Source organism: Streptomyces sp. NPDC006923, from assembly GCF_040635655.1.
Taxonomy (GTDB): Bacteria; Actinomycetota; Actinomycetes; order Streptomycetales; family Streptomycetaceae; genus Streptomyces.
Map to the genome: position 1 here is coordinate 11,644 of NZ_JBEYIF010000002.1, position 25,668 is coordinate 37,311.

Below are 25,668 nucleotides of genomic sequence, written 5' to 3' on the forward strand. Positions count from 1 at the left end.
TCACCTCAGCCTGCTGGACGCCAGGATGGAGACCAGGTGGAGCAGTGTCTGGACCAGGGCGATACCGGCGAGGACCACGATACCGAGCCGGGTGAAGAAGAGATCGCCGCGTACCGTGTCGAGGACGGCCACCACCAGGATGAAGAGGCTGGCCTCGATGCCGCCGACGAGCCGGTGGAACTTGAGCGCGGCAGCCGCCCGGCGGGCCAGTGCCAGCCCGGAGGAGCGCGGCGCGGACGCCTCGTCCTTGACCGCGGGCAGGCCACTGCGCTGCCTGGCCACATCGACCAGGTCCGTCTCGGCCTTGATCAGGATGGCGCCGAGCGCGGCGAGCGTGCCGAGGAAGGCCCACAGCCAGTTCGAGGAATGGCCGTTCTGGTGGAAGACGTCGGCGCCACGTATGCCGAAGCCGACCAGCAGCGCGGCCTCGCAGAGATAGTGGCCGATCCGGTCGAGGTAGACCCCGGTGATGGAGGTCTGCTTGCGCCAGCGGGCCACCTCGCCGTCGACACAGTCGAGCAGCAGGTAGATCTGGAACAGCACGACGGCGAGGATGGCGCCGGTGAGTCCGGGCAGCAGGAGCGCGGCACCGCCGACGACACCCACCACCACCATGAGGTAGGTGAGCTGGTTGGGCGAGATCCTGGTGTTCACCAGGTACGGGTCGATGTGCAGCGAGATCTCCCGCATGTACAGGCGCCCGGCCCAGTGCTCTCCGCTGCGTCGGTCCTTCACTCCCTCCGGGTGGACGACCGGACGGAGTTCAGCTACTGATGGTCTTGGCATAGTCGGCGTACGCGTCCCTGATCTGGTCGGTGGACAGGTCGAGGTGCTCGAGAACGGTGAAGCGGCCCGGCCGGGTCTGTGGCGCGTAGGCCACGGCCCGGACGAATTCGTCCGCGGTGAAGCCGATCTCCTCGGGCAGCACGGGCAGTCCGTGCCGGCGCAGCACCTCGGTGAAAAGCTCTGACTGCTCGTGGGCGCCGCGCAGATGCATGGCGAAGGCGGCGCCGAGGCCGACCTGCTCGCCGTGGAGCGCGGAGCGCCTGGGATGGAGCAGGTCGAAGGCGTGGCTGATCTCGTGGCAGGCGCCGGACGAGGGTCGGGTGTCCCCGCTGATCGACATGGCGACGCCGGAGAGCACCAGGGCCTCGGCGAGTACGGTGAGGAACTCGTCGTCACCGACCCCGCCGGGGTGGCGCAGCACGGCCTCGCCCGCCGTGCGGGCCATGGCGGCGGCCAGGCCGTCGACCGGCTCACCGGTGATCTGGTGGGACAGCTCCCAGTCCGCGATGGCGGAGATGTTGGAGACGGCGTCACCGATGCCGGAGCGCACGAAGCGGATCGGCGCGTCCCTGATGACATCGAGGTCGACGACGATCGCGATGGGTGTCGGGACGCCGTAGGAACCGCGGCCGTTGTCGTTGTCCAGGGTGGACACCGGCGAGCAGATCCCGTCGTGCGCGAGATTGGTGGCGACGGCCACCATCGGCAGCCCGACCCGGGCCGCCGCGTACTTCGTGACATCGATGATCTTGCCGCCGCCGAGCCCCACCACCGCGTCGTAGCGCTTGCCCTTGATGTCGTCCGCCAGTTTCACGGCGGAGTCGATCGTGCCGTCGGCGACGGCGTACCAGTCGGCCTCGGGCAGTACCGGCGAGAGCTTCTCGCGCAGCGCCTGTCCCGAGCCGCCGCTGACGGCGACGGACAGCCTGCCGGAGCTGGAGATCCGCTGGTCGGCGAGGAGACCGGCGAGATCGTCCATGGCGCCCCGGCTGATGTCGACGACGACCGGGGACGGGATGAGCCGGGTCAGTACTGGCACGCGATCTCACGGCCCTTCGCGAGGTCGTCGTGGTTGTCGATCTCCACCCAGGGGATGTCGCCGATCGGGGCCACGTCGATGACCAGGCCGCGGTCGACCATCTCCTGGTAGCCGTCCTCGTAGTAGAGGTCGGGGTCGCGCTCGAAGGTGGTCCTGAGCGCGTCGGCGAGGTCGCCGGCCGCCTCCGGCTCGATCAGTGTGACGCCGATGTACTCGCCGGTGGCCAGGGCCGGATCCATCAGCTTCGTGATCCGGCGTACGCCTTTGGCGCCGTCCGTGACGACCTTCATCTCCTCGTCCGCCAGCCGCTTCACCGTGTCGAGGGCGAGGATGATCCGCCGGCCCTCGCCACGCGCGGCGAGCAGGGTCTTCTCGACGGAGACCGGGTGCACGGTGTCGCCGTTGGCGAGGATCACGCCCTGGGCCAGGACGTCACGGGCGCACCAGAGGGAGTAGGCGTTGTTCCACTCCTCGGCCTTGTCGTTGTCGATGAGGGTGAGCTTGAGACCGTACGCCGCCTCCAGGGCCGCCTTGCGTGCGTACAGGGCCTCCTTGCGGTAGCCGACGACGATGGCGGCCTCGGTCAGGCCGACCTCGGCGAAGTTGCCCAGCGTGAGGTCGAGGACCGTGCTGGTCCCCTCGCCCGCCGGGTCCACGGGCACGAGGGCCTTCGGAAGCGTGTCGGTGTAGGGACGCAGACGCCGTCCGGCACCGGCGGCGAGTACGAGGCCGATCATGCGGCTTCTCCTTCGTCATGTACGGCGGGGGCACCGGAGGACACCCAGAACCGGATGGACTCCGTGAGCACGACGAGCGCCACGGCGACCGCCAGTACCGTGAGGGCCAGGGGGAAAGCGGTGTCCCGCGTCACGAGGACGGCGGCGAGCGCCGTCACCACCAGCGTGCGGCCCTCGTGGCCGCCCGCCGTCCGGACGAGCCAGCGGGGCGGCGCACCGGTGCCGCCGCGAATGCGGTAGACCGTGTCGTAGTGATGGTAGGCGACGGCCGCCACCAGCCCGAAAGCCGCGGGCAAGGCTCCGTTCACCTCGGAGCGGGCCGCGAGGAGCAGCACGGTGCCGTACTCGGCCGCTCTGAACACCGGCGGTACGAGCCAGTCGAGCGCGCCGCTCAGCGGGCGGGCGACCGCGAGTCCCGAGGTCAGGACGTACACCAGGGCCGCGACGACGGGCCAGGGGCCGTCCAGGGGAGCGAAGGCGGCCGTGGCGACGACCGCGGCGCCGCCGGCGAACGCCGCCGCGAACGGCAGGAGGCCGGGAAGCCTCCGGGCGGGCCGGCGCAGCAGCGCGGCGACGCCTTCCGCTGCCGGTCCCGAGTCGGTGAGGTCCGCCAGGGCCCGGGCGGCCCGTTCGGTGCGGTTGGCCCGGCGGGTCACCGAGCGCAGGACCCGGCCCGCGGTGGTGTAGCAGGCGGCGAAGGCGCAGCCGATGAGCAGCGCGTAGAAGACGATCCGGGGCGTGGTCAGCGCCGTCAGTACGGCGATCATGGCCCAGCGTTCACCGATGGGGAGCACGATCATCCGGCGCGCCCACACCGTCCAGCCGACACTGTCGAGCCGGCTGGAGAGCGCGGCCGTGGGGGTGCCGACGACGGTCTTTCCGGTGGCCGTCGCCGCCGTGGCGTCCGCGTTGGCCTCGTTGAAGGAGAAGTCGACGACATGGCGGCAGGTCTGGAGGACCATCGCGCCGAGGGCCAGCGCCCACACGTCGTCACCGCCGCGGGCGGCGCCGAGCGCGAGACCCGCGTAGTAGGCGTACTCCTTGGCCCGGTCGAAGGTGGCGTCGAGCCACGCGCCCATCGTGGAGTACTGGAGGGAGTAGCGGGCGAGCTGCCCGTCGGTGCAGTCCAGGACGAAGGAGAAGAGCAGCAGCACACCCGCGGCGACATAGCCGCCGCGGGTGCCGGTGGCCGCGCACGCCGCCGCGATCAGCGCGGTGAGCAGCGAGGCGGTGGTGACCTGGTTCGGGGTCAGGCCGCGGCGCGCGCACCAGCGGGCGAGATAGCGGGAGTAGGGGCTGACGCAGAAGGTCGTGAAGAAACCGTCGCGGGCCTTGACCGCGGAGCGCAGCCGTACGGCCTCGTCGTCGACGGCCGCGACGGCGGCCTCGGCCCGCTGCCGGGCGCCGGGGTCCGCCGGTACGGCGGCGACGAGCGAGCCCAGCTCGGGCCGCTGGACGGCGTCGCCGTCGGCGTCGAGCGCGGCGGCGGCCCGGTCGGCGAGGGGTTCGCCGGCGGCCACGGCGGTGGCGGAGGCGGGACGGGGCACGGCCGCCCCGGGACCGGAGAGCTCGCCGGCCGCCGGTGTCCCGGCATCCGCACCGGGGGCCCCGGCGACGGCGGTCACGGCGCGCACCAGCGCGGCGCGGGCGCCGGGCTGGGCCGTGAGCGCTCCGGGCACCGCGGCCGCCGGGAACCGCGGGTCGGTCAGCGCCAGACGCAGCGCGTGGACATGGCCGACGAAGCGGGAGTCGACGAGGGCGACCCGGTCCGCCGCCGGGGCCGAGGCGAGGAGGCGTGCGGCCGCCACGTCGTCGGAGACGGTATGTACGTCAAAACCCAGCGCCCGCAGATGGCCTTCGAGTGGCGATCCGGGTACCGCGGGACCGGTGAGGATGGCGGTCGGCAGACGAACTCACTCCTTGGCACTTACAGGGCTGGGTGCGCGGCGGCATGACCCGGGATCCGGGTGGCGGCACGTCGGCAGAGGCTATCGGATGAACGGAAGGTTGAGTTCACCGACCGTTTACGTCCCGGACGCCACGGTCTGAGTCGGGAACGGTTCACCTGGAGATCATCGTTGTCGATCGCCGCCCCGGCGCCGGACACATGCGGTCAGTAGGGTGTCCGCATGACATGGCTGATCACGGGCGGGGCGGGCTATATCGGGGCGCATGTGGTGCGGTCCATGACCGGGGCGGGTGAACGGGTCGTCGTCCTGGACGATCTGTCGACCGGCGTCGCCGAGCGGCTGCCCGAAGGGGTTCCGCTGGTGCGGGGCTCGCTGCTGGACCGGGATCTCGTCGACCGTACGCTCGGCGGGTACCAGGTCACCGGTGTGGTGCATCTCGCCGCGAAGAAGCAGGTGGGCGAGTCCGTGGAGCGGCCGCTGACGTACTACCGGGAGAATCTGCACGGGCTCACCGTGCTGCTGGACGCCGTGGTCGCCGCCGGGGTGCGGCGCTTCCTCTTCTCCTCCTCGGCCGCCGTGTACGGGGTGCCGGATGTGGAGTTGATCACGGAGCGGACCCCGGCCGTGCCGATCAGTCCGTACGGCGAGACAAAGCTCGCGGGTGAGTGGCTGGTGCGGGCGACCGGACGGGCGCATTCGATCGCCACGGGCTGTCTGCGCTACTTCAATGTCGCGGGGGCGGCGCGGCCCGAGCTGTCCGACACCGGGGTGTTCAACATCATCCCGATGTTCTTCGACCGGATCAGCCGGGGTGAGGCGCCCCGGATCTTCGGCGCCGACTATCCGACGCCCGACGGCACCTGTGTCCGTGACTACATCCATGTCTCCGACCTCGCCGACGCCCATCTCGCGGCGGCACGCCGGCTGGCGGCCCAGGGGAGCGGCGGGGATCTGACGGTCAACCTCGGGCGGGGGGAAGGCGTCTCGGTCCGTGAGCTGGCCGATCTGGTCGCGGAGGTGACCGGGTACCGCGCGGCTCCGGTGATCGAGGCACGCCGCCCGGGTGACGCGGTGAGAGCGGTGGCCTCGGTGGAGCTGGCCACCGGCGAACTGGGCTGGACGGCCCGCCACGGCATGCGCGAGATGGTCGAGTCGGCCTGGGAGGGCTGGCAGCGGCACCACGCGGCGGCCCCGGCCTGATCGCCTTGCCACCATCTGACCTGTGATTATTTCCCCAGGTCAGAGCTGCTGACAACGGTGTTCAGTCCCGTGTTGCCGGGTACCCCCCACCCGTAGTTCACTGGCGTGGTCGGCAGGTCATCGAAACGATCGGGAGGCGTCCCCATGGGGGCAGGGCACGATCACGGACATACGCACGGAGCGCCCCCGCCGGGGACCGCGACCGCCGCCTACCGGGGCCGGCTGAGGATCGCGCTGTGCATCACGCTGTCCGTGATGGTGGTGGAGGTCATCGGCGGTCTCGCCGCCGACTCCCTGGCCCTGATCGCGGACGCGGCGCACATGGCGACGGACGCGGTCGGCCTCGGGATGGCCCTGCTGGCCATCCATTTCTCGGCCCGTCCGGCTGACGCGAGCCGCACCTTCGGCTACGCCCGCGCCGAGATCCTCGCCGCGCTGGCCAACTGTCTGCTGCTGCTCGGGGTCGGCGGCTATCTGCTGTACGAGGCGATCGAGCGCTTTGTCGCGCCGCCGGAGACCAGGGGCGGGCTGACCATCATCTTCGCCCTCATCGGTATGTTCGCGAACCTGGTCTCCCTCTCCCTGCTGGTGCGGGGCCAGAAGGACAGTCTCAATGTGCGCGGGGCGTATCTGGAGGTCCTGGCCGACACGCTGGGCTCGCTCGCGGTGCTGGTCTCCGCCGGGATCATCCTGGCCACGGGCTGGCAGACGGCCGACCCGATCGCGGGCCTGGTGATCGGGCTCATGATCGTCCCGCGTACGGTGAAACTGCTGCGGGAGACGCTGAACGTACTGCTGGAGTCGGCCCCCAAGGGCGTGGACATGACTGAGGTGCGGACACATATGCTCGCGCTGCCCGGAGTGGCCGACGTACATGACCTCCATGCCTGGACGATCACTTCCGGTATGCCGGTGCTCTCCGCACATGTGGTGGTGGACCAGTACGCGCTCGACGCGGTGGGCCACGAGAAGATGCTGCATGATCTGCAGGCATGCCTGGGGCACCATTTCGATGTGGAGCACTGCACCTTCCAGCTCGAACCCAGGGGCCATGCCGAGCACGAGGCGAAGCTCTGCAGGTGACCCGGGCGGGCGCCGAGGGGAACGGACATGCCCACACTCCCGAAGTGCGGACACGGGGCTTTTGTACGGCAGACTTGGGGGTCGAGGCCCGAAGCGAAGGATGGTTATGCCGACCACACCAGTCACCGCGGCGAACAGCTCGTCGAACAGCGCGCAAGAAGCGATCATGCTGGAGCTGGTCGACGAGAACGGCAATACCGTCGGCACCGCCGAAAAGCTCTCCGCCCATCAGGCGCCCGGTCGGCTGCACCGGGCGTTCTCCGTTTTCCTCTTCGACGAAAAGGGCCGTCTGCTGATCCAGCGCCGGGCGCTGGGCAAGTACCACTCCCCCGGTGTCTGGTCGAACACCTGCTGCGGGCATCCGTACCCGGGCGAGGCGCCGTTCGCCGCGGCCGCCCGCCGCACCCATGAGGAGCTGGGTATCTCGCCCTCGCTGCTCGCGGAGGCGGGCACGGTGCGCTACAACCACCCGGACCCGGATTCGGGGCTCGTCGAGCAGGAGTACAACCACCTCTATGTGGGACTGGCGCAGTCCCCGCCGGACCCGGACCCGGCGGAGGTCGGGGAGACGGTCTTCGTCACTCCGGCGGAGCTGAGCAGGCGGCACGGCGAGGCGCAGTTCTCCGTCTGGTTCACGACCGTGCTGGACGCCGCGCGCCCGGCGATCAGGGAGCTCACCGGACCGGCCGGGGGCTGGTGACACCTTCCCGCTGCGGCGGCCCGCCGAGCGGGGTGACGAACGGCAGTTCAGCCCAGACGATCTTCCCCCCGCCGGCGGTGTGGTCGACATCGCAGCCGCCGCCGGCCTCGCGGAGGATCTCCCGCACCAGCAGCAGCCCGCGTCCGCCCGTCTGTCCGGCGTCCGGCGTCTCCAGCGCCTTGGGCCGGTACGGATGGCCGTCCTCGACCGACACCCGGATCCGCTCCGCTCCGACGGCGACCTCGACGGCCACCTCGGGCGAGAGCACCGCGGCGTGCAGCACGGCATTGGTGACCAGCTCGGAGATGATCAGAAGCACCGCCTGGGCGGCCTCCTCCCTGATCGGTACGCGCTGACGTGCGAGCAAGTCACGTACGGCGTGTCTGATCTGCGGCACCGACACCTCGACGGCGGGAGCGGTGAACCGCCAGACCCCCTCGTACCACCGTGGCCGGTCCGGAAGACTCCCGCTGCTCTCCATCACTGAGGCACCCACCTTGACTCGACCGTCGTTGTCCATCGGCTGTCGAGTCTGGGAACGGACCGGCCCCTACCGGGCCGCTGGACATAAGTCAGCCGTTATTGGCGGAACGCGACCGCGATCGAGCAGCACCGCAAGGGAAAAGACCGTGCTTGATCGCCCGTTGACCATCAAAGATCGGTTCGGTGCACCCGGCATATGCGGGCGGCGTAGCCGGCCGGCAGCTCCCGCCCCGTTCCTCGCGTCGCCGCCCGGATAGCATCCGGCCATGGAGCCGCAGTTGCTGCACACCGTCGCGGACGGCATCGCGACCGTTGTCATCCACCATCCGGCCAAGCGCAACGCGATGACGGCGCGGATGTGGCGGGAACTGCCGCCGCTGCTGGAGCGGCTCGGCGCCGACCCCGCCGTCCGGGCTCTGGTGCTGACCGGCGAGGGCGCCACCTTCTGCGCAGGCGCCGACATCTCCTCACTGCGGGAGCCGGACGAGGATCCGGGGACCCTGGCGGTGGCGGCCGAGGAGGCGCTGGCCGCCTTCCCCCGGCCGACGCTCGCCGCCGTACGCGGTCACTGTGTGGGCGGCGGCTGCCAGTTGGCGGCGGCGTGCGATCTGCGGTTCGCGGAGGAGGGCGCGCTGTTCGGGGTCACTCCGGCGCGGCTCGGGATCGTCTATCCGGCGTCGTCCACCCGGCGGCTGGTCGCTCTGGTGGGGCCCGCGACCGCCAAATACCTGCTGTTCTCGGCCGAGTTGATCGGTACGGACCGGGCGCTGCGGACCGGGCTGGTGGACGAGGTGCTCCCGGCCGGGGAGCTGGCCGGCCGGGTGGCGGAGTTCGGGCGCGTCCTGGTCTCCCGCGCGTGGCTGACCCAGGCGGCCGCCAAGGAGTTCGCCTCGGGCCGTACCGACCGGGCCGCGTACTGGGCGGAACGGGCGACCGCCACCGGCGACACCGCCGAGGGGGTCGCCGCCTTCCTGGAGCGCCGCGAGCCGAGGTTCAGCCGGCCCCGCGGAGAATGAAGCGGCTCTTGTCCCGCAGTTCCTCGACGAGATCCGAGGGCGCCTTGTCCGGCGATCCGGCGTCGTAGGGAGGCTGCGGGTCGTACTCGGTCAGAAGCTGTACGGACTGGGCGAACCGCTCCCCCGCGAGCCTCCCGGCCAGGGTGAGACCCATGTCGATGCCGGAGGAGACGCCGGCCGCGGTGATGTATTTGCCGTCGGTCACGACCCGCTCGCCGGTCGGCTCGACGCCGAACTCCCGGAGCGTGTCCAGCGCCAGCCAGTGGGACGTGGCGCGCCGTCCCGTGAGCAGACCGGCGGCGGCGAGCAGCAGCGACCCGGTGCAGACGGAGGCGGTCCAGAGGGTCGTCGCGTCCACCGCGCGCAGCCAGTCGAGAAGCACCTCGTTCTCCATCTGGCGGCTCTGCCCCGGACCGCCGGGCACCACCACGATGCCCGGCTCGGTGACCTGGCCGAGCGTCTTCTCCGCCAGGAGCGAGAGACTCCCGCGGTCGTCGAGGACGGGGCCGGTCCGTTCCGCGACGAAGAAGGTCTCCGCGCCGGGAAGGCGGGAGAGGACCTGGTAGGGGCCTACGGCGTCGAGCGCGGTGAAGCCTTCGAAGAGCGGGATCGCGATCCGCATGGCGGGCCTTTCCATCGGTGTGTCGGTGTGCGGGGCGGGTCGGTGTGCAGGGCGGACCGTGTTCAGGCCGGACCGGTGTTCAGGCCGGACCGGGAGATGGCACGGCCGGCGGCCGGAAGCGGCGCCGGTACTCGGCGGGCGCCGTCCCGAGGGCTTTGACAAAGGCGCGGCGCATCGCCTCCGGTGTGCCGTACCCGGAGGCACGCGAGATCTCCTCGATCCCGTCGGCGCTGTCCTCCAGCAACCGCCTGGCGTGTTCGAGCCGCACCCGCTCCACATAACGGCCCGGGGTGATGCCGGTCTCCGAGCGGAAGGCGCGGGCGAAGTGGCGCGGCGACAGACAGGCGCGGCCGGCCAGGGACTCGACCGAGAGATCACCGCCGGGATGCTCGCTGATCCAGCTCTGCACCTCACGCAGCGGTTCGCGCTCCGCCGTCTGAGCGGCGAGCTGAGCGCTGAACTGCGCCTGGTTGCCGGGACGTCGCAGGAAGACCACGAGATGGCGGGCGACGGCGAGGGCCACCTCCCGGCCGAGGTCCTCCTCGACCAGCGTGAGGGCGAGATCGATCCCGGAGGTGACGCCGGCGGAGGTGGCGACATCACCGTCCCTCACGAAGATCGGATCCGGGTCGACATCGACGGCCGGATGGTCCCTGGCCAGCAGGTCCGCGGCCACCCAGTGTGTCGTCGCCCGGCGGCCGTCGAGCAGTCCGGCCTCGGCGAGCAGCAGGGCACCGGTGCAGATCGAGACCAGCCGCCCGGCGGCGGGCGCGCACGCGCGGAGCCAGTCGACCAGCCGGGGGTCGGGGGCACGGGTGCCGGCGCCGCCGGGCACAAGAAGCGTGTGCGGGGCCGGCGGAGCGTCGGTGAGCGCGATGTCCGGGACGATGGTGAGCCCGCTGGTGGTCCGTACGGGACCGCCGTCGAGCGAGGCGGTGCGGATCCGGTAGGCGTCCGGGTCGCCGGCCTGGCGGGCGGCTCCGGCGAACACCTCCACCGGGCCCGTCACATCGAGGCTCTGCAGCTCGTCGAAGAGGACAACCAGGACGGATCGCACTGTCATGGTCCTCATCCTTCGGCCACCGGCCGATGGCCGCAATGACGAACACCCCTCCTTTCCTGCCACAACAGCTGTACCGACCAGTCGGTAACATGGCGCTCATGACCAGTCTGCCCGAGCGCGCCGCGCGACGCTGTTACTCCGCCGTCAACCCGATCCACTCCGCCCTCTACTTCTCGCCCGACCTCGAACGCGAGTTCGCGCGCGCAGGGCTGGACCACCCGAGAGCGGCCTATTTCGCGGCTCGCTCGGCGCCGCTCGGCCGGGTCGGTCCAGGCGCCGTGACGGCGACCTTCTTCAACTTCAAGCACGAGCTCGTGGCCCGGCACATCCCCCAGGCGTGGGACAGCGTGTCGCCCGAGGGCGCGCTCGACGCCCGGCTGCGCGCGACCGACACGCTGCTGCGGCGGCTGCTGGGCGAGGAGACGGTGGCCTCGAAGGAACTCGCCGAGGCCGCGGAACTGGCGCTGCGCGCAGCCGAGGCGTGCACCCGCCCGGGGCGTCCGCTCTACGCGGCCAACGCCGATCTGCCCGTGCCGGACGCGCCGCATCTCGCCTACTGGCACGCCTCGACCCTGCTGCGCGAACACCGGGGCGACGGTCATCTCGTCGCTCTCATGGCCATCGGCCTGGACCCGGTGGAGTCACTGGTCAGCCACACCGCCGGCGGCCGGGGCATGACACCGAAGTGGAACCTCGCCAGCCGGGGCTGGACGGCCGAGGAGTGGGAGGCGGCCAAGGAGCGGCTGCGCGCTCGCGGACTTCTGGACGCCGAGGGCGAGTTGACCCCGGCCGGTACGGAACTGCGCACCGGCTTGGAGGACGAGACCGACCGGCTGGACAGGGCACCGTACGAGCATCTCGGGGCGGCGGGCGTCGCCCGGCTGACCGAGCTGGCCGGCGGATTCACCCGGGCGGCGCAGGCGGCCGGGGCGTTTCCCGCCGACCTCATCGGCAAGCGGTGACCCCCCGGCGAGCACGGCGGATGTCCGGCGGCGGTTTACGGACGGGCTGACCGGATACTCGACTGTGTAGGTGGTAGGCCACGGTTCCCACAGTTCGAAGGGCGCCACAGCGCGTGCCGTGTACGCAGGCACCGGCCCGTGCGCCGTGTGCGTGGAGCGCCCGACGCGGCCGAAGACCCGACAGCCACCTCTGGGAGGTTCCGTGTTCCGTGCCATCGCCGATGTGCTGCGCGCCATCGGCTCGACGCTCGCCTCCGTGGTGACCCTGCCGTTCCGTGCGCTGGCCCGCCTCTTCGGCGGGGCCGCGCACAGTTAGGGCCTACACGCGCGGGCCTCTCGTCTGGATCTTGCCGGGCTCGTGTGCTCCGGCCGGATCCGGGCGAAAGCCCCGGGGTCACCCGTAGCGAGCAGTCCGGTCAGTCCACCGGCCCGGTCCCCGATCCGCTCGGGACCGGGCCGACGGCTGCCGTGTCCGAGGAGCCCAGCCGGTCGCACCCGCTGATGTCGGCGCCACCTGCCACAATGCAGACGGCGGACCACAGAACAGCGGAGCGTGATCGTGACGACGTCCATCGAAGGCAGGATCGCCGGGGAACTCGGCGTACGGGAGCGGCAGGTGAAGGCAGCCGTCGAGCTGCTCGACGGCGGATCGACCGTGCCGTTCATCGCGCGCTACCGCAAGGAAGCGACCGAGATGCTCGACGACGCGCAGCTACGCACCCTGGAGGAGCGGCTGCGCTATCTGAGGGAGCTCGAGGACAGGCGGACCGCGATCCTGGAGTCCGTCCGTGAGCAGGGCAAGCTCGACGACGCCCTGGAGACGCAGATCCGGGCCGCCGACACCAAGGCGCGGCTGGAGGACATCTATCTGCCGTTCAAGCCGAAGCGGCGAACCAAGGCGCAGATCGCCCGCGAGGCCGGTCTGGAGCCGCTCGCCGAAGGGCTGCTGAACGACCCGTCGGTGGAGCCGCTCGCGGCGGCCTCGGCGTTCGTGGACACGGACAGGGGCGTGGCGGATCCCGCCGCGGCGCTGGAAGGCGCGCGCGCCATCCTCACCGAGCGGTTCTCCGAGGACGCCGACCTCATCGGCGAGTTGCGCGAACGGATGTGGACGAAGGGCCGGCTGGCCGCGAAGGTACGGGACGGCAAGGAGGAGACCGGCGCCAAATTCGCCGACTACTTCGACTTCGCGGAGGCGTTCCCCGCGCTGCCCTCGCACCGTGTGCTCGCCATCCTGCGCGGTGAGAAGGAGGACGTTCTCGATCTGGTCCTGGAGCCCGAGGAGCCGTCGGAGCAGCCGGGGCCGACGATGTACGAGAACATGATCGCGCGGCGCTTCGGGGTCGCCGACCGCGGCCGTCCCGGCGACACATGGCTCGCGGACACGGTCCGATGGGCATGGCGGACCCGGATCCTGGTCCATCTCGGGATCGATCTGCGGCTGCGGCTGCGCACGGCCGCCGAGGACGAGGCGGTGCGGGTCTTCGCGACGAACCTGCGCGACCTGCTGCTGGCCGCGCCGGCCGGCACCCGCGCCACGCTGGGGCTCGACCCCGGATTCCGTACGGGCGTGAAGGTCGCCGTGGTCGACGCGACCGGCAAGGTCGTCGCCACCGACACGATCTATCCGCATGTCCCCGCCAACAAGTGGGACGAGTCGCTCGCGAAGCTGGCGCGGCTCGCCAAGGAACACGCCGTCGATCTGATCGCCATCGGCAACGGCACGGCCTCCCGCGAGACCGACAAGCTCGCCGGTGAGCTGTGCGAGAAGCACCCGGAGCTGAAGCTCACCAAGGTGATGGTCTCGGAGGCGGGCGCCTCCGTGTACTCGGCCTCGGCCTTCGCCTCCCAGGAACTGCCCGGACTGGACGTGTCGATCCGGGGCGCGGTCTCGATCGCCCGCAGGCTTCAGGACCCGCTCGCCGAACTGGTGAAGATCGACCCGAAGTCGATCGGCGTGGGCCAGTACCAGCACGACCTGTCCGAGGTGAAGCTGTCCCGCTCGCTGGACGCGGTGGTCGAGGACTGTGTGAACGGCGTAGGGGTCGACGTCAACACCGCGTCCGCGCCGCTGCTGTCGCGCGTGTCGGGCATCGGTGCGGGACTCGCCGAGAACATCGTCGCGCACCGCGACACCAACGGTCCCTTCCGTTCGCGCAAGGCGCTCAAGGCTGTGGCCCGGCTCGGCCCGAAGGCGTACGAACAGTGCGCGGGCTTCCTCCGTATCCGTGGCGGGGACGACCCGCTGGACGCGTCGAGCGTGCACCCCGAGGCGTATCCGGTGGTGCGGGCCATGGTGAAGACGACCGGCACCGAGGTCGCGTCGCTCATCGGTAACTCATCGGTGCTGCGCTCGCTGAAGCCCGGTGACTTCGTCAGTGACTCCTTCGGGCTGCCGACCGTGACGGACATCCTGCGCGAGCTGGAGAAGCCGGGCCGGGACCCGCGTCCGGCGTTCAAGACGGCCACCTTCAAGGACGGCGTGGAGAAGATCGGTGATCTGGCACCCGGAATGCTGCTGGAGGGCGTCGTGACCAATGTGGCGGCGTTCGGGGCGTTCGTCGACATCGGCGTGCACCAGGACGGCCTGGTCCATGTCTCCGCCATGTCCCGGTCGTTCGTCAAGGACCCGCGGGAAGTGGTCAAGCCGGGCGATGTGGTGCGGGTGAAGGTGATGGACGTCGACATCCCCCGGAAGCGGATCTCCCTGACGCTCCGTCTGGACGACGAGGCATCGGCCAAACCCGAGCGCGACCGGTCCGGAGAGGGCGGCCGGCCGCCGGGGCCGCGGCAGGGCGGTCGCGGCCGGGGTGGTGGCGGTAACGGCGGCGGGAACGGTGGCGGGGCCCGGCGCCAGGCGGCGCCGCCGCCGTCGAACAGTGCGATGGCGGACGCGTTGCGGCGGGCGGGGCTGACGGACGGGGGCGGGCGGGGGTAGCGGGGGCGCCGCCCGTGGGATCGCCGTCCGGCGCGGCGCCGCCCGGCGGGGGTTGCGGGCGGGGTGGGGGGCCGGCCGGCCGGAGGGGGAATGGCGGGTGGGGTTGGGGGCATGGGGGTTGTGCCGGTACGTACAGTCGTTCGCCTTCGCGGTTGCCGGAAGCGCGGAGGCTCGGCCCTTTCCCGCGAGGTAGGAAGTGATGACGAGCACATGCAGTGAGCCCGAACGGACCGCGGACGTCCTGGTGGAGCGCAAGCAGCGGATGAGACGCCGCCTGGAGCGGCTGATCGGAATCGCCGCCACGGAGGGAAACGCGCTGCTTCCCCTGCGCAACGGGGACGAGATCTTCGCGGCGATGCTGGAGAGCATCCGCAGCGCCACGTACACGGTCGACATGATGACGTTTGTGTACTGGCGCGGTGACATAGCCCGTCAGTTCGCGGAGGCGCTGGCCGACCGGGCCCGCGAAGGGGTGCGCGTTCGGCTTCTGCTGGACGGCTTCGGCAGCAGGCTGATCGAAAAGGATCTGCTCGAATTGATGGAAGGGGCCGGCGCCGAAGTGGCCTGGTTCCGCAAGCCGTTGTACCTCTCGCCGCTCAAGCAGAACCATCGTTGTCACCGCAAGGTGCTGGTCGTGGACGAGCGTGTCGCTTATACCGGTGGCGTCGGCATCGCCGAGGAGTGGTGCGGCGACGCCCGCAACGCGAATGAGTGGCGCGACACCCATGTCCAGGTACATGGCCCGGCGGTGGACGGCATCGCCGCCGCCTTCGCCCAGAATTGGGCCGAGTGCCACACCACTCTCTTCGACTCACGCGACCGCTTCACCGGCCACGAGCCGCAGGGGAACGCCGTGGTCCAGGTCGTCCGCGGTTCGGCCAGCTTCGGCTGGCAGGACATGCAGACCCTCCTGCGGGTCATGATCGAATCCGCGCAGGAGCGGTTCCGCCTGGCCACCGCGTACTTCGCCCCCGACGCCTACTTCATCGAGTTGCTGTGCGCGGCGGCCCGGCGCGGCGTCGAGGTGGAGATCCTGCTGCCCGGCCCGCACACCGACAAGCGGGTCTGCCAGCTCGCCGGCCAGAACTACTACGAAGACCTCCTCGTCTGCGGCGTGAAGATCTTTCAGTACCAGCCGACGATGATGCACGCCAAGGTCATCACCATCGACCAGATCGCCACCCTGGTCGGCTCCACCAACTTCAACCGCCGTTCCCTGGACCACGACGAAGAAGTGATGCTCGCCGTCCTGGACGAGGACTTCACCGCCACCCTCGACCGGCACTTCGACGAAGACCTGGAGGTCAGCGAGCGCATCGAGGAAGGGCGCTGGAAGACACGCCCCGCTCCCCAGCGGCTGCTGGAGGCGGCTGTCACCCCCATCCGTCGCTTCCTCTGAGGCGACGCGTCAGAGCTCCGTCACCTTGCCCGCCGATACGTCCAGGCTGCGTGTCGTCCGGACCGCGTCCAGCATCCGGCGGTCGTGGGTGACCAGCAGCAGCGTGCCGTCGTACGACTCCAGCGCCGATTCGAGCTGTTCGATGGCGGGCAGGTCCAGGTGGTTGGTCGGCTCGTCCAGGACCAGGAGATTGACGCCCCGGCCCTGGAGGAGCGCCAGTCCGGCGCGGGTCCTTTCGCCCGGCGACAGGGTCGTCGCGGGCCGCAGCAGGTGGTGCGACTTCAGGCCGAACTTGGCGAGCAGGGTACGGATCTCGGCGGGTTCGGTGTCGGGAACAGCGGCGCGGAAGGCGTCCAGGAGTGTCTCGGGGCCGTGGAAGATCGCGCGCGCCTGGTCGACCTCGCCCACGACCACACCCGAGCCGAGCGACGCGTGTCCGGCCTCCAGCGGGAGGCGGCCCAGCAGCGCGGCCAGCAGGGTGGACTTGCCCGAGCCATTGGCCCCGGTGATGGCGACCCGGTCGGCGCGGTCGATCTGGAGCGAGACGGGCCCGAAATGGAAGTCGCCGCGGGTCGCTTCGGCGGCGCGCAGGGTCGCCACGACGGCTCCCGAGCGATCCGCCGCGGCGATCTCCATCCGCAGTTCCCACTCCTTGCGGGGCTCCTCGACAACATCGAGGCGCTCGATCATGCGCTGGGTCTGGCGTGCCTTGGCCGCCTGTTTCTCGGTCGACTCGGTGCGGAGGTTCCGGCCGATCTTGTCGTTGTCGGGCGCCTTGCGCCGGGCGTTCTTGACGCCCTTCTCCATCCAGGCCCGCTGCATCTGCCCGCGCGCCTCCAGGGACGACTTCCGGTCCGCGTACTCCTCGTACTCCTCGCGGGCGTGGCGGCGCGCGGTCTCGCGCTCCTCCAGATATCCCGCGTAGCCGCCGCCGAAGAGCGTGATCTTCTGCTGGGCCAGGTCGAGTTCGAGCACCTTGGTGACGGTGCGCAGCAGGAATTCGCGGTCGTGGCTGACGACGACGGTGCCGGCGCGCAGGCCGGTCACAAAGGTCTCCAGGCGTTCGAGGCCGTCGAGGTCCAGGTCATTGGTCGGTTCGTCGAGCAGGAAGACGTCGTACCGCGAGAGGAGGAGCGAGGCGAGGCTCGCGCGGGCGGCCTGGCCGCCGGAGAGTGTGGTCATCGGCTGGTCGAGCCCGATGGTCAGACCGAGTGAGGCGGCGACTTCCTCGGCCCGTTCGTCGAGGTCGGCGCCGCCGAGGCTCAGCCAGCGCTCCAGACCGGCGGCGTAGGCGTCGTCGGCACCCGGCGCGCCGTCGACAAGCGCCTGGGTGGCTTCGTCGAGCGCGGTCTGTGCGTCGGTGACCCCGGTGCGGCGGCCCAGGAAGGCCCGTACGGTCTCCCCCGCGCGCCGCTCGGGCTCCTGGGGCAGGTGGCCGACGGCGGCGGTGGGCGGGGAGAGTCTGAGCACCCCGTCCTCGGGGGTGTCGAGTCCGGCGAGCAGCCGGAGCAGGGTGGACTTCCCGGCGCCGTTGGCGCCCACGAGTCCGATCACATCGCCGGGCGCGATCACCAGGTCGAGGCCGGTGAAGAGCGAGCGGTCGCCGTGTCCTGCGGCGAGATCCTTGGCTACGAGCGTGGCAGTCATCAGGTCTTTGATCCTAAGGGCTGTGCCGTGATCCCCGGCGGGCGCGCGACGACAGCCCACGGCACCTCGCCGGGCCGGTGCGCCGCGCCGGTGCGGGGCACGAGCAAGGATCCCCTCCCGGCCGGCTGCCCGTCCAGTGGGATTCCCCGGTCCTGCCACCGGGATTCCGCTACGGTCCGGGCCTGACCGGGAGCTGGTGCCGGACACGTCGGTGTATCCGGTGCGGGGCCGGCCGGTGATCGTGGAAAAGCCGGGCACCGACGAATGGTCGTGTCGGCGATGCCCGGCTCCACGGACACGACGCAGGTGATGCCGCAGCCGTACACCAGGACCCGGGGCTGCGTGGAGGAAGCGGCCCGGCCGGCGACGGCCCGACCGGGCGCTTCCTCCGTGATCAGCAGCGGGCTTCGGGCTGTCCGGCGGTCAGGTGGTACTGGGCCCGCTCGTCGAGGAGCAGCGGTACCAGATTGCGCTGGGACTGGCGGAGCGGCACGAAGGCCCCCTTCCCGAGCGGCACGGATAGCACACCGTGCAGCGCGAGTTCGTCCTTGACGTCCGCGTACTGGGCCGCGTCGAGCCGGTAACCGCACGGCGGGTCCTGGAGGGTCTCCTCGGGGGTCGCCGGTTCGTTGTCCGCGCCGCCGAGGTAGACCGGGCCCCGGTCCGTCAGTCCGGTCAGCCGCGCGACGGCCGTGGCGGTCACGATCCGGGCCCTGCGCTCGTCGGTGAAGGAGAACAGGCCCTTCAGCGAGTCGAGTTGGCTCTTCACCCGGCGCCGGTTGTTCAGCGACTCGTCTGCCTTCTCTGCCTCGGTCACCGGGTCGACCCGGCTCTCGATGAGCAGGCCGAGCGAGTGTTTGACGCCCGCGGCGTTGCGCAGAATGCGTTCCTGGCCGTCGCCGGCGGTCTGCCGGATGGGATCGCCGGTCACCGGGTCGGTCCAGATGCCGTAGGTGCCGATGGTGTTTCCGCCGGCGCGCGCGGCGGGCCGTACGTACTGTTCGGACAGGGTCTCCGACTCGTCGTGGATCCGGGGGTCGGTGTTGAGATTGCGGGGCCAGAGGTCGAACAGGTCCTTGTCGTAGTACGGCGGAGTGGCGCCATACTCGTGCAGGTCGTAGATCACGTCCGGGCGCCGGTCGCGGATGAGGGCGGCCATGGTGCGGCCCTCGGCGGTCTTGAGCGCGATGTGATCGCGGTTGATGTCAATGCCGTCGGAGTTGCCCCTGGTGTCCGCGGCCCGGCCGTCGGGGTTGGCGGTGGGGACGACGAGCACGCTCGTACGGGACAGGAAGCGCTTGGTTTCGCGGTCCTTGGTGTAGGCGAGATCGCGGACGGTGCTGAGACACGCCTCGCGTCCGGAGGGCTCGTCGCCGTGCTGGCTGCACACCAGCAGCACGGTGGCGGCGGCGTGCCTGGCGCCGATCTCGACCAGTTGGAGCGGGCGGCCCTGCTTGGTGGTGCCGATGGTGGTGAGGGAGGCGAGGTCGCTTCCCCGGTCGACGGCCGACAGGAACTCCTGTTCCTGGGGCTGGCTGGTCCAGTCCGCGCCATTTCCTGCCTCGAACCCGGTCTGCGGCGGGGTGGCGGCCGCCTGGGCGGGGACGCTGGTCAGCGGCATGACAAGCGCCGCGGCGGTCGCCGCCAGGACGACGGTGCGGACACGGGGCGGTATTCGGCGGGACGTCGTCGGGCGGGGCGTTTCCTGACGGGCTGTCATCGGCTGCGGTCTCCCGGGATCGGAGGTGTCCGGCGCGGCTCGGCCACGCCGTCGGGACGGGACTCACGGGGTGCGCTGTGCGGCGGGGCGGTGCCGGTGGTGGCGCGGTGGAACGCCTCGGCGCCGCCGGTGATCGGAAGCCTGGCGGCCGTACGGTTCAGATCGAGGGTCAGGGTGGGTGTGGTCGACGGAGGATCGATGAGTCCCCGGTCCGTACCGGCGATGACCAGGGCGAGCCGGTGGCCCGCCGGGACGACATGGTCGCTCGCGGCGAGATCGACGGTGAGCGTGTACGGCTTGCCGGGTGTGAGCGGACGGCCGTGACCGGCCGACGCGTAGGTGCCGAGGTCGGCCCAGCCGCGGCTGAAGACGGTGTGGTCCACCTGTGCGGTGCGGGCCGCGGTCTCCAGGTAGCAGGAGCTGTCCGCGGTGGTGCTCGGGCCCCAGCAGGTGCGTTCGGTGAGGGTGGTGATGCCCTCGCCCGCCGCGCTGTAGTCGCGGATGGTGTCGGGGCCGAGGTCGATGAGGACGGCGGAGAGATGGGCGGTCGCGGTGGACGGTGTGGCGGTGACAGTCACCGTGGCGGAGCCGGACAGCCGCAGGTCACGGCTGAGCGGCCGGGTGATGAAGCCGGACTTGGCGGGCGTGGACCGGTCGATGTCGGCGGCCCAGTCCGTCTCGTCGAGGCGGGGGTCGTCGGTGAAGGTCTCGGTGCTGCCGGGCCCGGCGGGGGTCCGGCCGAGGGTGCCGACGCCAGGGACCGTGCCGGAGGCGGGGCGCAGGGTGGTCGGCTCGGTGCCGCGCGGGGGCCAGACCCGGTCGGTGGACCACTGGTCCGGGGCGCGCTCGATGTCGGCCATGGGTTCGCGGTCGATGCCGTTGTCGTAGCCGAGCAGGTAGTGGTCGAACCAGCGGTGCAGGGTCGGGACCCAGGCGGCACGCCGGAAGTCGAACGGGTCGACGTGGCCGGTCTGGGAGAGCCAGATCTTGCGCTCCACGCCCGCGTCGGCGAGGGCGTCCCACCACTGGCCGAGGTGCTTGGTGCGGACGTTGAGGTCCTGCATGCCGTGGACGGCGAAGACGCTGGCCCTGACCTTGTCCGCGTTCCGCACATAGTCGCGTTCGGTCCACAGCCGGGTCAGGTCGCCGGTGCGCGGGGCCTCGTCGATCAGGCGCTGCCGGACGGCCTGGCAGCGGTCACTGGCCTCGGGGCTCTCCACATATCCGGCGAGCCAGTCGGGTCCGGAGTCGTAGAGCGGCGCGCCCTGCTGGAAGTAGTAGTCGTACCAGGAGGAGATCGCGCTGATCGGGACGATGGTCTTGAGTCCTTCGACACCGGTGGCCGCGACACCGTTGGCGATGGTGCCGTCGTAGCTCTTGCCGATCATGCCGGTGGCGCCGGTGGTCCAGTCGGCCCGTACGCGATCGGTGCCGGTGCGGCTGCCGTACGCGCGGGCGCGGCCGTTCAGCCAGTCGACGACGGCCTTGGCGGACTGGATGTCGGACCGTCCGCCGACGTCGACGCAGCCGTCGGAGCGGTTGGTGCCCGCCAGGTCGACGGCGACGAAGGCGTAACCGCGCGGGACGAAGTAGTTGTCGTAGTGCAGCGGGAAGCCGACCGGATCGCCGGCCGCGTCATAGGTCTTCTTCTGGCTCTCGTTGCCACGTCCGCAGCAGGAGTAGTAGGGACTCGCGTCCATGATCACGGGGATCTTCCGGCCCTGCCTGGCCGGTTCCCGGGGCCGTATGACATCGACGGCGACCCGGTCGCTCCCGCCGTCCTTGTCACTGTCGAGTCCGGTGTCCACCCAGACGGACTCGCGGATGGCGCCCTCGTAGGAGTAGACGGGCCGGCTCTCCTGGGCGGCCGCTCCGGCCGCCGGTGGCTGCGCGCCCCGGGCCGCCGTAGGGATGAGCAGCACTCCGAGCAGCGCGGCGGCGGCCGTCGCGACAATCGATCTGCTTGACCAGCGCGTTCCCCGCGCACGGATCTCCATGGGGCGGAAGGTACCCCGGTCAACTCCCGTGTGAAAGAGGGCGATCGAGAGATCGTGGTGGCGCACGGGACGGCGATGGTGTGACATGTGGCGCCATGCTCACTGTGCTCGTCACGCCGACCGGAAGCCGTCCGGAGGCGCGCGCGGGGACGGTACGGAGGGCCGGCGGAGGCCCTGGGGAAGCGCTCTCTACCAGATCCGCGGCCGGATACGCTGTGGGCTGTCCGTCCGCCGACAAGGAGCACCCATCTTGCCCGAGCCGTCCATGGGGTCCCGGCCCACGCTGGAAGCCGTCGCGGCGCACGCCGGTGTCTCCCGGGCCACGGCCTCGCGGGTCGTCAACGGCGGAGCGGGCGTACGGGAACAACTGGCCGACCGGGTACGGCGGGCCGTCGAAGAGCTGGGGTACGTGCCGAATCACGCGGCCCGCACACTGGTCACCCGGCGCACCGGCGCCGTCGCCGTGATCATCGCCGAGCCGGAGGTCCGGATCTTCTCCGATCCGTTCTTCTCCCAGCAGATCCGGGGCATCAGCAAGGAACTGACCGCGCACGACACGCAGTTGGTGCTGCTGCTGCTCGAAGGTCCGGGCGACTACGACCGGATCGCGCGCTATCTGGCGGGCGGCCATGTCGACGGCGCGCTCGCGTTCTCGCTGCACACCGACGACCCGATCCCGGCGATCACCCGGCGGGCCGGGATGCCGACGGTCTACGGAGGCCGGCCGAGCTGGACGGCGGCGCCGGAGCACCGGGCGGTGCCGTATGTGGACGCCGACAACCGCGGCGGCGCCCGCGCGGCCGTACGGTATCTGCGCGACCTCGGCCGCGGGCGGATCGCGCACATCGCGGGCCCGCGCGACCAGACCTCGGCCACCGACCGGCTCGACGGCTATCTGGACGAACTCCCGGACGGCGACCCGGCGCTGATCGCCGAGGGCGCGTTCACGCGGGAGAGCGGGGCGCGGGCGATGGCGGAGCTGCTGGAGCGCTGCCCCGGCCTGGACGCGGTGTTCGCCGCCAACGACCTGATGGCCTCGGGCGCCCTGCGGGTGCTGAAGGAGCGCGGACGCTCGGTGCCCGGCGATGTGGCGCTGGTCGGCTTCGACGACATGGATCCGGTCGCCGAGGCCACCGACCCGCCGCTGACGACCGTCCAGCAGGACATCGAGGGCCAGGGCCGGCTGATGGCGCGGCTGCTGCTGCGCGGCCTCGACCGGGAGCGGGAGGGAGCGCCGCCGCCGGCATCGGTGATCACTCCGACCGTGCTGGTGCGGCGCGCGTCGGCCTGAACGCTAACCGGCCCGAGGGGGCCGACAGCCCCGTCCGCGCTTTCACCACGGTGGTGGCACAGCAATACTGTTGCACCGAGTCCCAGAAGCGAGGTACGGGCATGGCCGCCGAGACCGAGGAGCCGACACTCACCGTCGACGAGCTGGCCGCACGGGCCGGCGTCACCGTCCGGACCATCCGCTTCTACAGCACCCGCGGACTGCTGCCGCCGCCGGTGATCGGCCCACGCCGGGTCGGCCACTACGGCCGTGACCACCTCTCCCGGCTGGCGCTCATCGAGGAGCTCCAGCACCAGGGCATGACCCTCGCGGCCGTCGAGCGTTATCTGGAGCAGCTTCCGGCGGGGCTCAGCGCGCACGATCTGGCGATCCACCGGGCGCTGGTGGCCTCCTGGGCACCGGACTCGGCGGAGGACGCGACGCGGGCGGAGCTGGAGCGGCGCGCCGGGCGGGCGCTGGCCGAGTAGGACATCGACCGGCTGACCGCCATGGGGGTTCTGGTCCGGGCCGACGCGCCGGACACCTACCGGCTCGATCCCGGGCTGCTGCGCCTCGGGGTCGAGCTGCTGGAGGTGCCGGTCGCGCACGAGACGATCCTCGCGGCCCGGACGGTCCTGCTGGAGCACACCCGCGAAGCCGCGCACGAGCTGACCCGGCTGTTCCGGGACGAGGTGTGGACGCCGTACCGGGAGCGCGAGTCCGACCCGGGACAGGTGGCGGCGATGAGGTCGCTGTCGGCCCACCTCCAGCCGCTGGTGGTGCAGGCCCTGGTGACGGCGTTCCAGCGGTCGCTGAAGGAAGAGCTGCGGGCCGCTTTCCAGGCGGAGTGAGCGCGCAGTGAGCGCGCCGCGGCCCGCGCCGTCCCTGTCTCAGGGTCTCAGGCGTCGCTGAACGTCTCGCCGTTCTCCGCCTTGCGGACCAGCAGCGCGGGGGGCTCGAACCGCTCTCCGTACCGCTCCGCCAGTTCGCGGGCGCGCGCGACAAAGCCGGGCAGCCCGCCCTCGTAGCCGTTGATGTACTGGAGCACACCGCCCGTCCAGGGCGGGAAGCCGATGCCCATGAGCGAACCGACATTGGCGTCGGCGACCGAGGTCAGGACGTTCTCCTCCAGGCACCGGACGGAGTCCAGCGCCTCGGAGAAGAGCATCCGCTCCTTCATGTCGCGGAACGGGACGGGGGCTTCCGTGTCCGGGGTGCCGAAGTGCCGGCGCAGCCCCGGCCACAGACGCGTGCGGGTGCCGTCCTCGTCGTACTCGTAGAAACCCGCGCCGCCGCCGCGTCCCGGGCGGCCGAACTCGTCGACCATCCGGTCGACGACCAGGTCGGCGGGGTGTGGCGTCCAGGTGCCGCCGGTCTCCTCGACCGCGCGCCTCGTCTCCTCGCGGATCTTCCGCAGGAGGGTGAGCGTCAGCTCGTCCATCAGCGCGAGCACCCTGGCCGGATAACCGGCCTGGGCGGCGGCCTGTTCCACCGAGGCCGGCTCGACACCCTCGCCGACCATCGCGGCACCTTCGTTGATGAACTGCCCGATGACGCGCGAGGTGAAGAAGCCGCGCGAGTCATTGACGACGATCGGTGTCTTCCTGATCCGGCGCACCAGGTCGAAGGCGCGGGCCAGCGCCTCGTCACCGGTCCGCTCGCCCTTGATGATCTCGACGAGCGGCATCTTGTCGACGGGCGAGAAGAAGTGCAGCCCGATGAAGTCCGCGGGCCGGGACACACCCTCGGCCAGCATGGTGATGGGGAGCGTGGAGGTGTTGGAGCAGAGCAGCGCGCCGGGCTCGACGATGTCCTGGATCTCCTGGAACACCTTGCGCTTGAGCGCCGGGTCCTCGAAGACCGCCTCGATCACCGCGTCGCAGCCGGCGAGAGCGGCCGGGTCGGTGACCGGGGTGATACGGGCGAGGACCGCGTCCCGCTCGGCCTCGGTCGTACGGCCCCGGGAGAGCGCCGTGGCGAGCAGCGTCGCGGCGTGCGCCTTGCCCTTCTCCGCGGCTTCCCGCGTCACGTCCTTGAGGACGACGTCGAGTCCGGCGCGGGCGCAGGAGTACGCGATCCCCGCGCCCATCGTCCCCGCGCCGAGGACGGCGACCCTGCGGACCTCGCGCGGGGCGGCGCCCCCGGGCCGGCCGGCGCCGGAGTTGACGGCCTGGAGATCGAAGAAGAACGCCTGGATCATGTTCTTGGCGGTCTGACCGGTGACCAGCTCGGTGAAGTAGCGGGCCTCGATGGTCTGCGCGGTCTCGAAGTCGACCTGGGAGCCCTCGACCGCGGTCGCGAGGATGGCGCGCGGCGCCGGGTAGGGGGCGCCCGCGAGCTGCTTCCTGAGGTTGGCCGGGAAGGCGGGCAGTTCGGCGGCGAGGCGCGGACTGGCCGGCGTGCCGCCGGGGATCCGGTAGCCCTTGACGTCCCACGGCTGCCACGACTCGGGGTGGGCGTCGATGAAGGCGCGGGCGCGGTCGAGCATCTCCTTGGTGGTGGCGGTGACTTCATGGACGAGTCCGTTGTCCAGCGCGCGTTCCGGCGAGTACTGGGTGCCCTGGAGCAGCACCGTGAGCAGCGCGTCGGTGATGCCCATCAGCCGTACGGCGCGGGTGACTCCGCCGCCGCCGGGCAGCAGTCCCAGGGTGACCTCCGGCAGGCCGATCCTGGACCCCGGCGCGTCGAGGGCGACACGGTGATGGCAGGCCAGAGCGATCTCGTAACCGCCGCCGAGGGCCGCTCCGTTGATGGCCGCGACCACGGGCCTGCCGAGGGTCTCGATCCGGCGCAGGGCGTGCTTGACGGCCATGCCGCTGTCGAAGATCTGCTGGGCGTCCGCCGGTCCGGCCTTGATCATGTCCCTGAGGTCGCCGCCCGCGAAGAAGGTCTTCTTGGCGGAGGTGACGATGATGCCGCGGATGCTGTCCCGCTCCGCCTCCGCGCGTTCCGCGACCGCCGTGAGGGACTGCCGGAACGCCCGGTTCATGGTGTTGGCGGACTGGTCCGGGTCGTCCAGGACGAGCGTGACGACGCCGGTCCCGTCCCGCTCCCAGCGGATGGTGGTGGACTCACTCATGCTGCTGCTCCGTACGG

At 71.3% G+C, this 25,668-nt stretch carries 20 protein-coding genes and 1 pseudogene; 10 read left to right on the forward strand and 11 right to left on the reverse strand.

Annotated features, from left to right (window positions below):
- Genes ABZ707_RS03480 through ABZ707_RS03495 form a run of 4 tightly spaced genes read right to left on the reverse strand, consistent with a single transcriptional unit; the run spans nucleotide 1 to nucleotide 4,469 of the window.
- Entirely contained in the window at nucleotides 1-786 is a 786-nt protein-coding gene (locus ABZ707_RS03480) for a CDP-alcohol phosphatidyltransferase family protein (RefSeq protein WP_360167044.1), read from the reverse strand.
- The gene (locus ABZ707_RS03485; protein ID WP_360167047.1) at nucleotides 764-1,825 is read right to left on the reverse strand and encodes an iron-containing alcohol dehydrogenase family protein; all 1,062 of its coding nucleotides are present in this window, start codon (nucleotides 1,823-1,825) and stop codon (nucleotides 764-766) included. The genes ABZ707_RS03480 and ABZ707_RS03485 overlap by 23 nt, the downstream gene beginning before the upstream one ends.
- Entirely contained in the window at nucleotides 1,813-2,562 is a 750-nt protein-coding gene (locus ABZ707_RS03490; protein WP_360167050.1) for a phosphocholine cytidylyltransferase family protein, read from the reverse strand. Before ABZ707_RS03490 ends, ABZ707_RS03485 begins: the two co-directional genes overlap by 13 nt.
- Nucleotides 2,559-4,469 (reverse strand): DUF5941 domain-containing protein, encoded by a 1,911-nt coding sequence (locus ABZ707_RS03495; protein WP_360168393.1) that lies wholly within the window; start codon nucleotides 4,467-4,469, stop codon nucleotides 2,559-2,561. Before ABZ707_RS03495 ends, ABZ707_RS03490 begins: the two co-directional genes overlap by 4 nt.
- Nucleotides 4,470-4,691: 222 nt before the next feature.
- On the opposite strand from ABZ707_RS03495, the gene galE reads away from it, so the two are divergent.
- The 3 genes from galE (at nucleotide 4,692) to idi (ending at nucleotide 7,455) form a co-directional block, all read left to right on the forward strand.
- On the forward strand, nucleotides 4,692-5,672 hold the full coding sequence (gene galE, locus ABZ707_RS03500) for a UDP-glucose 4-epimerase GalE (RefSeq protein WP_360167053.1): 981 nt from the start codon (nucleotides 4,692-4,694) through the stop codon (nucleotides 5,670-5,672).
- Nucleotides 5,673-5,816: 144 nt separating this feature from the next.
- Nucleotides 5,817-6,755, forward strand: coding sequence for a cation diffusion facilitator family transporter (locus ABZ707_RS03505; protein ID WP_360167056.1), 939 nt, complete (start codon nucleotides 5,817-5,819; stop codon nucleotides 6,753-6,755).
- A 106-nt stretch (nucleotides 6,756-6,861) separates the two neighbouring features.
- On the forward strand, nucleotides 6,862-7,455 hold the full coding sequence (gene idi, locus ABZ707_RS03510; RefSeq protein WP_360167059.1) for an isopentenyl-diphosphate Delta-isomerase: 594 nt from the start codon (nucleotides 6,862-6,864) through the stop codon (nucleotides 7,453-7,455).
- Here idi and ABZ707_RS03515 read toward each other — a convergent pair.
- Entirely contained in the window at nucleotides 7,430-7,936 is a 507-nt protein-coding gene (locus ABZ707_RS03515; protein WP_360168396.1) for an ATP-binding protein, read from the reverse strand. The two genes, idi and ABZ707_RS03515, sit on opposite strands and share 26 nt — an antisense overlap.
- Before the next feature lie 268 nt (nucleotides 7,937-8,204).
- Here ABZ707_RS03515 and ABZ707_RS03520 point away from each other — a divergent pair, with 268 nt between their 5' ends.
- The gene (locus tag ABZ707_RS03520) at nucleotides 8,205-8,954 is read left to right on the forward strand and encodes an enoyl-CoA hydratase/isomerase family protein (protein WP_360167062.1); all 750 of its coding nucleotides are present in this window, start codon (nucleotides 8,205-8,207) and stop codon (nucleotides 8,952-8,954) included.
- Here ABZ707_RS03520 and ABZ707_RS03525 read toward each other — a convergent pair.
- Nucleotides 8,932-9,576 (reverse strand): DJ-1/PfpI family protein, encoded by a 645-nt coding sequence (locus ABZ707_RS03525; RefSeq protein WP_360167065.1) that lies wholly within the window; start codon nucleotides 9,574-9,576, stop codon nucleotides 8,932-8,934. The genes ABZ707_RS03520 and ABZ707_RS03525 overlap by 23 nt on opposite strands.
- Nucleotides 9,577-9,655: 79 nt before the next feature.
- On the reverse strand, nucleotides 9,656-10,639 hold the full coding sequence (locus ABZ707_RS03530) for a GlxA family transcriptional regulator (protein ID WP_360167068.1): 984 nt from the start codon (nucleotides 10,637-10,639) through the stop codon (nucleotides 9,656-9,658).
- A gap of 98 nt (nucleotides 10,640-10,737) precedes the next feature.
- Here ABZ707_RS03530 and ABZ707_RS03535 point away from each other — a divergent pair, with 98 nt between their 5' ends.
- The 4 genes from ABZ707_RS03535 to ABZ707_RS03550 all read left to right on the forward strand — a co-directional run bounded on the left by ABZ707_RS03535 (nucleotide 10,738) and on the right by ABZ707_RS03550 (nucleotide 15,938).
- Complete coding sequence (locus ABZ707_RS03535; RefSeq protein WP_360167071.1) at nucleotides 10,738-11,601, forward strand: hypothetical protein; 864 nt, start codon at nucleotides 10,738-10,740, stop codon at nucleotides 11,599-11,601.
- Nucleotides 11,602-11,803: 202 nt separating this feature from the next.
- Nucleotides 11,804-11,917 (forward strand): LPFR motif small protein, encoded by a 114-nt coding sequence (locus tag ABZ707_RS03540; RefSeq protein ID WP_360167074.1) that lies wholly within the window; start codon nucleotides 11,804-11,806, stop codon nucleotides 11,915-11,917.
- Nucleotides 11,918-12,160: 243 nt separating this feature from the next.
- A complete protein-coding gene (locus ABZ707_RS03545; protein WP_360167077.1) occupies nucleotides 12,161-14,539 on the forward strand; it encodes a Tex family protein in 2,379 nt (792 codons plus the stop codon).
- Between the two features lie 199 nt (nucleotides 14,540-14,738).
- Nucleotides 14,739-15,938: a phospholipase D-like domain-containing protein gene (locus ABZ707_RS03550; RefSeq protein ID WP_360167080.1), complete on the forward strand. Its 1,200-nt coding sequence runs from the start codon at nucleotides 14,739-14,741 to the stop codon at nucleotides 15,936-15,938.
- 9 nt (nucleotides 15,939-15,947) lie between these two features.
- On the opposite strand, the gene ABZ707_RS03555 is transcribed toward ABZ707_RS03550, so the two are convergent.
- The 3 genes from ABZ707_RS03555 to ABZ707_RS03565 form a co-directional block, all read right to left on the reverse strand.
- Nucleotides 15,948-17,585, reverse strand: coding sequence for an ABC-F family ATP-binding cassette domain-containing protein (locus ABZ707_RS03555; protein ID WP_360167083.1), 1,638 nt, complete (start codon nucleotides 17,583-17,585; stop codon nucleotides 15,948-15,950).
- Nucleotides 17,586-17,979: 394 nt separating this feature from the next.
- Complete coding sequence (locus ABZ707_RS03560) at nucleotides 17,980-19,305, reverse strand: M14 family metallocarboxypeptidase (protein WP_360167086.1); 1,326 nt, start codon at nucleotides 19,303-19,305, stop codon at nucleotides 17,980-17,982.
- Nucleotides 19,302-21,302 (reverse strand): Xaa-Pro dipeptidyl-peptidase, encoded by a 2,001-nt coding sequence (locus ABZ707_RS03565; RefSeq protein WP_360167089.1) that lies wholly within the window; start codon nucleotides 21,300-21,302, stop codon nucleotides 19,302-19,304. Before ABZ707_RS03565 ends, ABZ707_RS03560 begins: the two co-directional genes overlap by 4 nt.
- A 250-nt stretch (nucleotides 21,303-21,552) precedes the next feature.
- On the opposite strand from ABZ707_RS03565, the gene ABZ707_RS03570 reads away from it, so the two are divergent.
- Together ABZ707_RS03570 and ABZ707_RS03575 are read left to right on the forward strand one after the other, a co-directional pair.
- A complete protein-coding gene (locus tag ABZ707_RS03570) occupies nucleotides 21,553-22,593 on the forward strand; it encodes a LacI family DNA-binding transcriptional regulator (protein WP_360167092.1) in 1,041 nt (346 codons plus the stop codon).
- A gap of 101 nt (nucleotides 22,594-22,694) precedes the next feature.
- Nucleotides 22,695-23,423 (forward strand): annotated as a pseudogene (locus tag ABZ707_RS03575) (MerR family transcriptional regulator).
- A gap of 47 nt (nucleotides 23,424-23,470) precedes the next feature.
- On the opposite strand, the gene ABZ707_RS03580 reads toward ABZ707_RS03575, so the two are convergent.
- On the reverse strand, nucleotides 23,471-25,651 hold the full coding sequence (locus ABZ707_RS03580) for a 3-hydroxyacyl-CoA dehydrogenase NAD-binding domain-containing protein (protein WP_360167095.1): 2,181 nt from the start codon (nucleotides 25,649-25,651) through the stop codon (nucleotides 23,471-23,473).
- Between the last annotated feature and the right edge of the window lie 17 nt (nucleotides 25,652-25,668).

Excerpts from the sequence above, each read along its gene's own strand:
- ABZ707_RS03550 (WP_360167080.1), top strand. The coding sequence starts at position 14,739 with ATGACGAGCACATGCAGTGAGCCCGAACGGACCGCGGACGTCCTGGTG.
- ABZ707_RS03520 (WP_360167062.1), top strand. The coding sequence starts at position 8,205 with ATGGAGCCGCAGTTGCTGCACACCGTCGCGGACGGCATCGCGACCGTT.
- ABZ707_RS03515 (WP_360168396.1), bottom strand. The coding sequence starts at position 7,936 with ATGGAGAGCAGCGGGAGTCTTCCGGACCGGCCACGGTGGTACGAGGGG.
- ABZ707_RS03505 (WP_360167056.1), top strand. The coding sequence starts at position 5,817 with ATGGGGGCAGGGCACGATCACGGACATACGCACGGAGCGCCCCCGCCG.
- ABZ707_RS03565 (WP_360167089.1), bottom strand. The coding sequence starts at position 21,302 with ATGGAGATCCGTGCGCGGGGAACGCGCTGGTCAAGCAGATCGATTGTC.
- ABZ707_RS03535 (WP_360167071.1), top strand. The coding sequence starts at position 10,738 with ATGACCAGTCTGCCCGAGCGCGCCGCGCGACGCTGTTACTCCGCCGTC.
- ABZ707_RS03555 (WP_360167083.1), bottom strand. The coding sequence starts at position 17,585 with ATGACTGCCACGCTCGTAGCCAAGGATCTCGCCGCAGGACACGGCGAC.
- ABZ707_RS03560 (WP_360167086.1), bottom strand. The coding sequence starts at position 19,305 with ATGACAGCCCGTCAGGAAACGCCCCGCCCGACGACGTCCCGCCGAATA.
- ABZ707_RS03490 (WP_360167050.1), bottom strand. The coding sequence starts at position 2,562 with ATGATCGGCCTCGTACTCGCCGCCGGTGCCGGACGGCGTCTGCGTCCC.
- idi (WP_360167059.1), top strand. The coding sequence starts at position 6,862 with ATGCCGACCACACCAGTCACCGCGGCGAACAGCTCGTCGAACAGCGCG.
- galE (WP_360167053.1), top strand. The coding sequence starts at position 4,692 with ATGACATGGCTGATCACGGGCGGGGCGGGCTATATCGGGGCGCATGTG.
- ABZ707_RS03580 (WP_360167095.1), bottom strand. The coding sequence starts at position 25,651 with ATGAGTGAGTCCACCACCATCCGCTGGGAGCGGGACGGGACCGGCGTC.
- ABZ707_RS03525 (WP_360167065.1), bottom strand. The coding sequence starts at position 9,576 with ATGCGGATCGCGATCCCGCTCTTCGAAGGCTTCACCGCGCTCGACGCC.
- ABZ707_RS03480 (WP_360167044.1), bottom strand. The coding sequence starts at position 786 with ATGCCAAGACCATCAGTAGCTGAACTCCGTCCGGTCGTCCACCCGGAG.
- ABZ707_RS03530 (WP_360167068.1), bottom strand. The coding sequence starts at position 10,639 with ATGACAGTGCGATCCGTCCTGGTTGTCCTCTTCGACGAGCTGCAGAGC.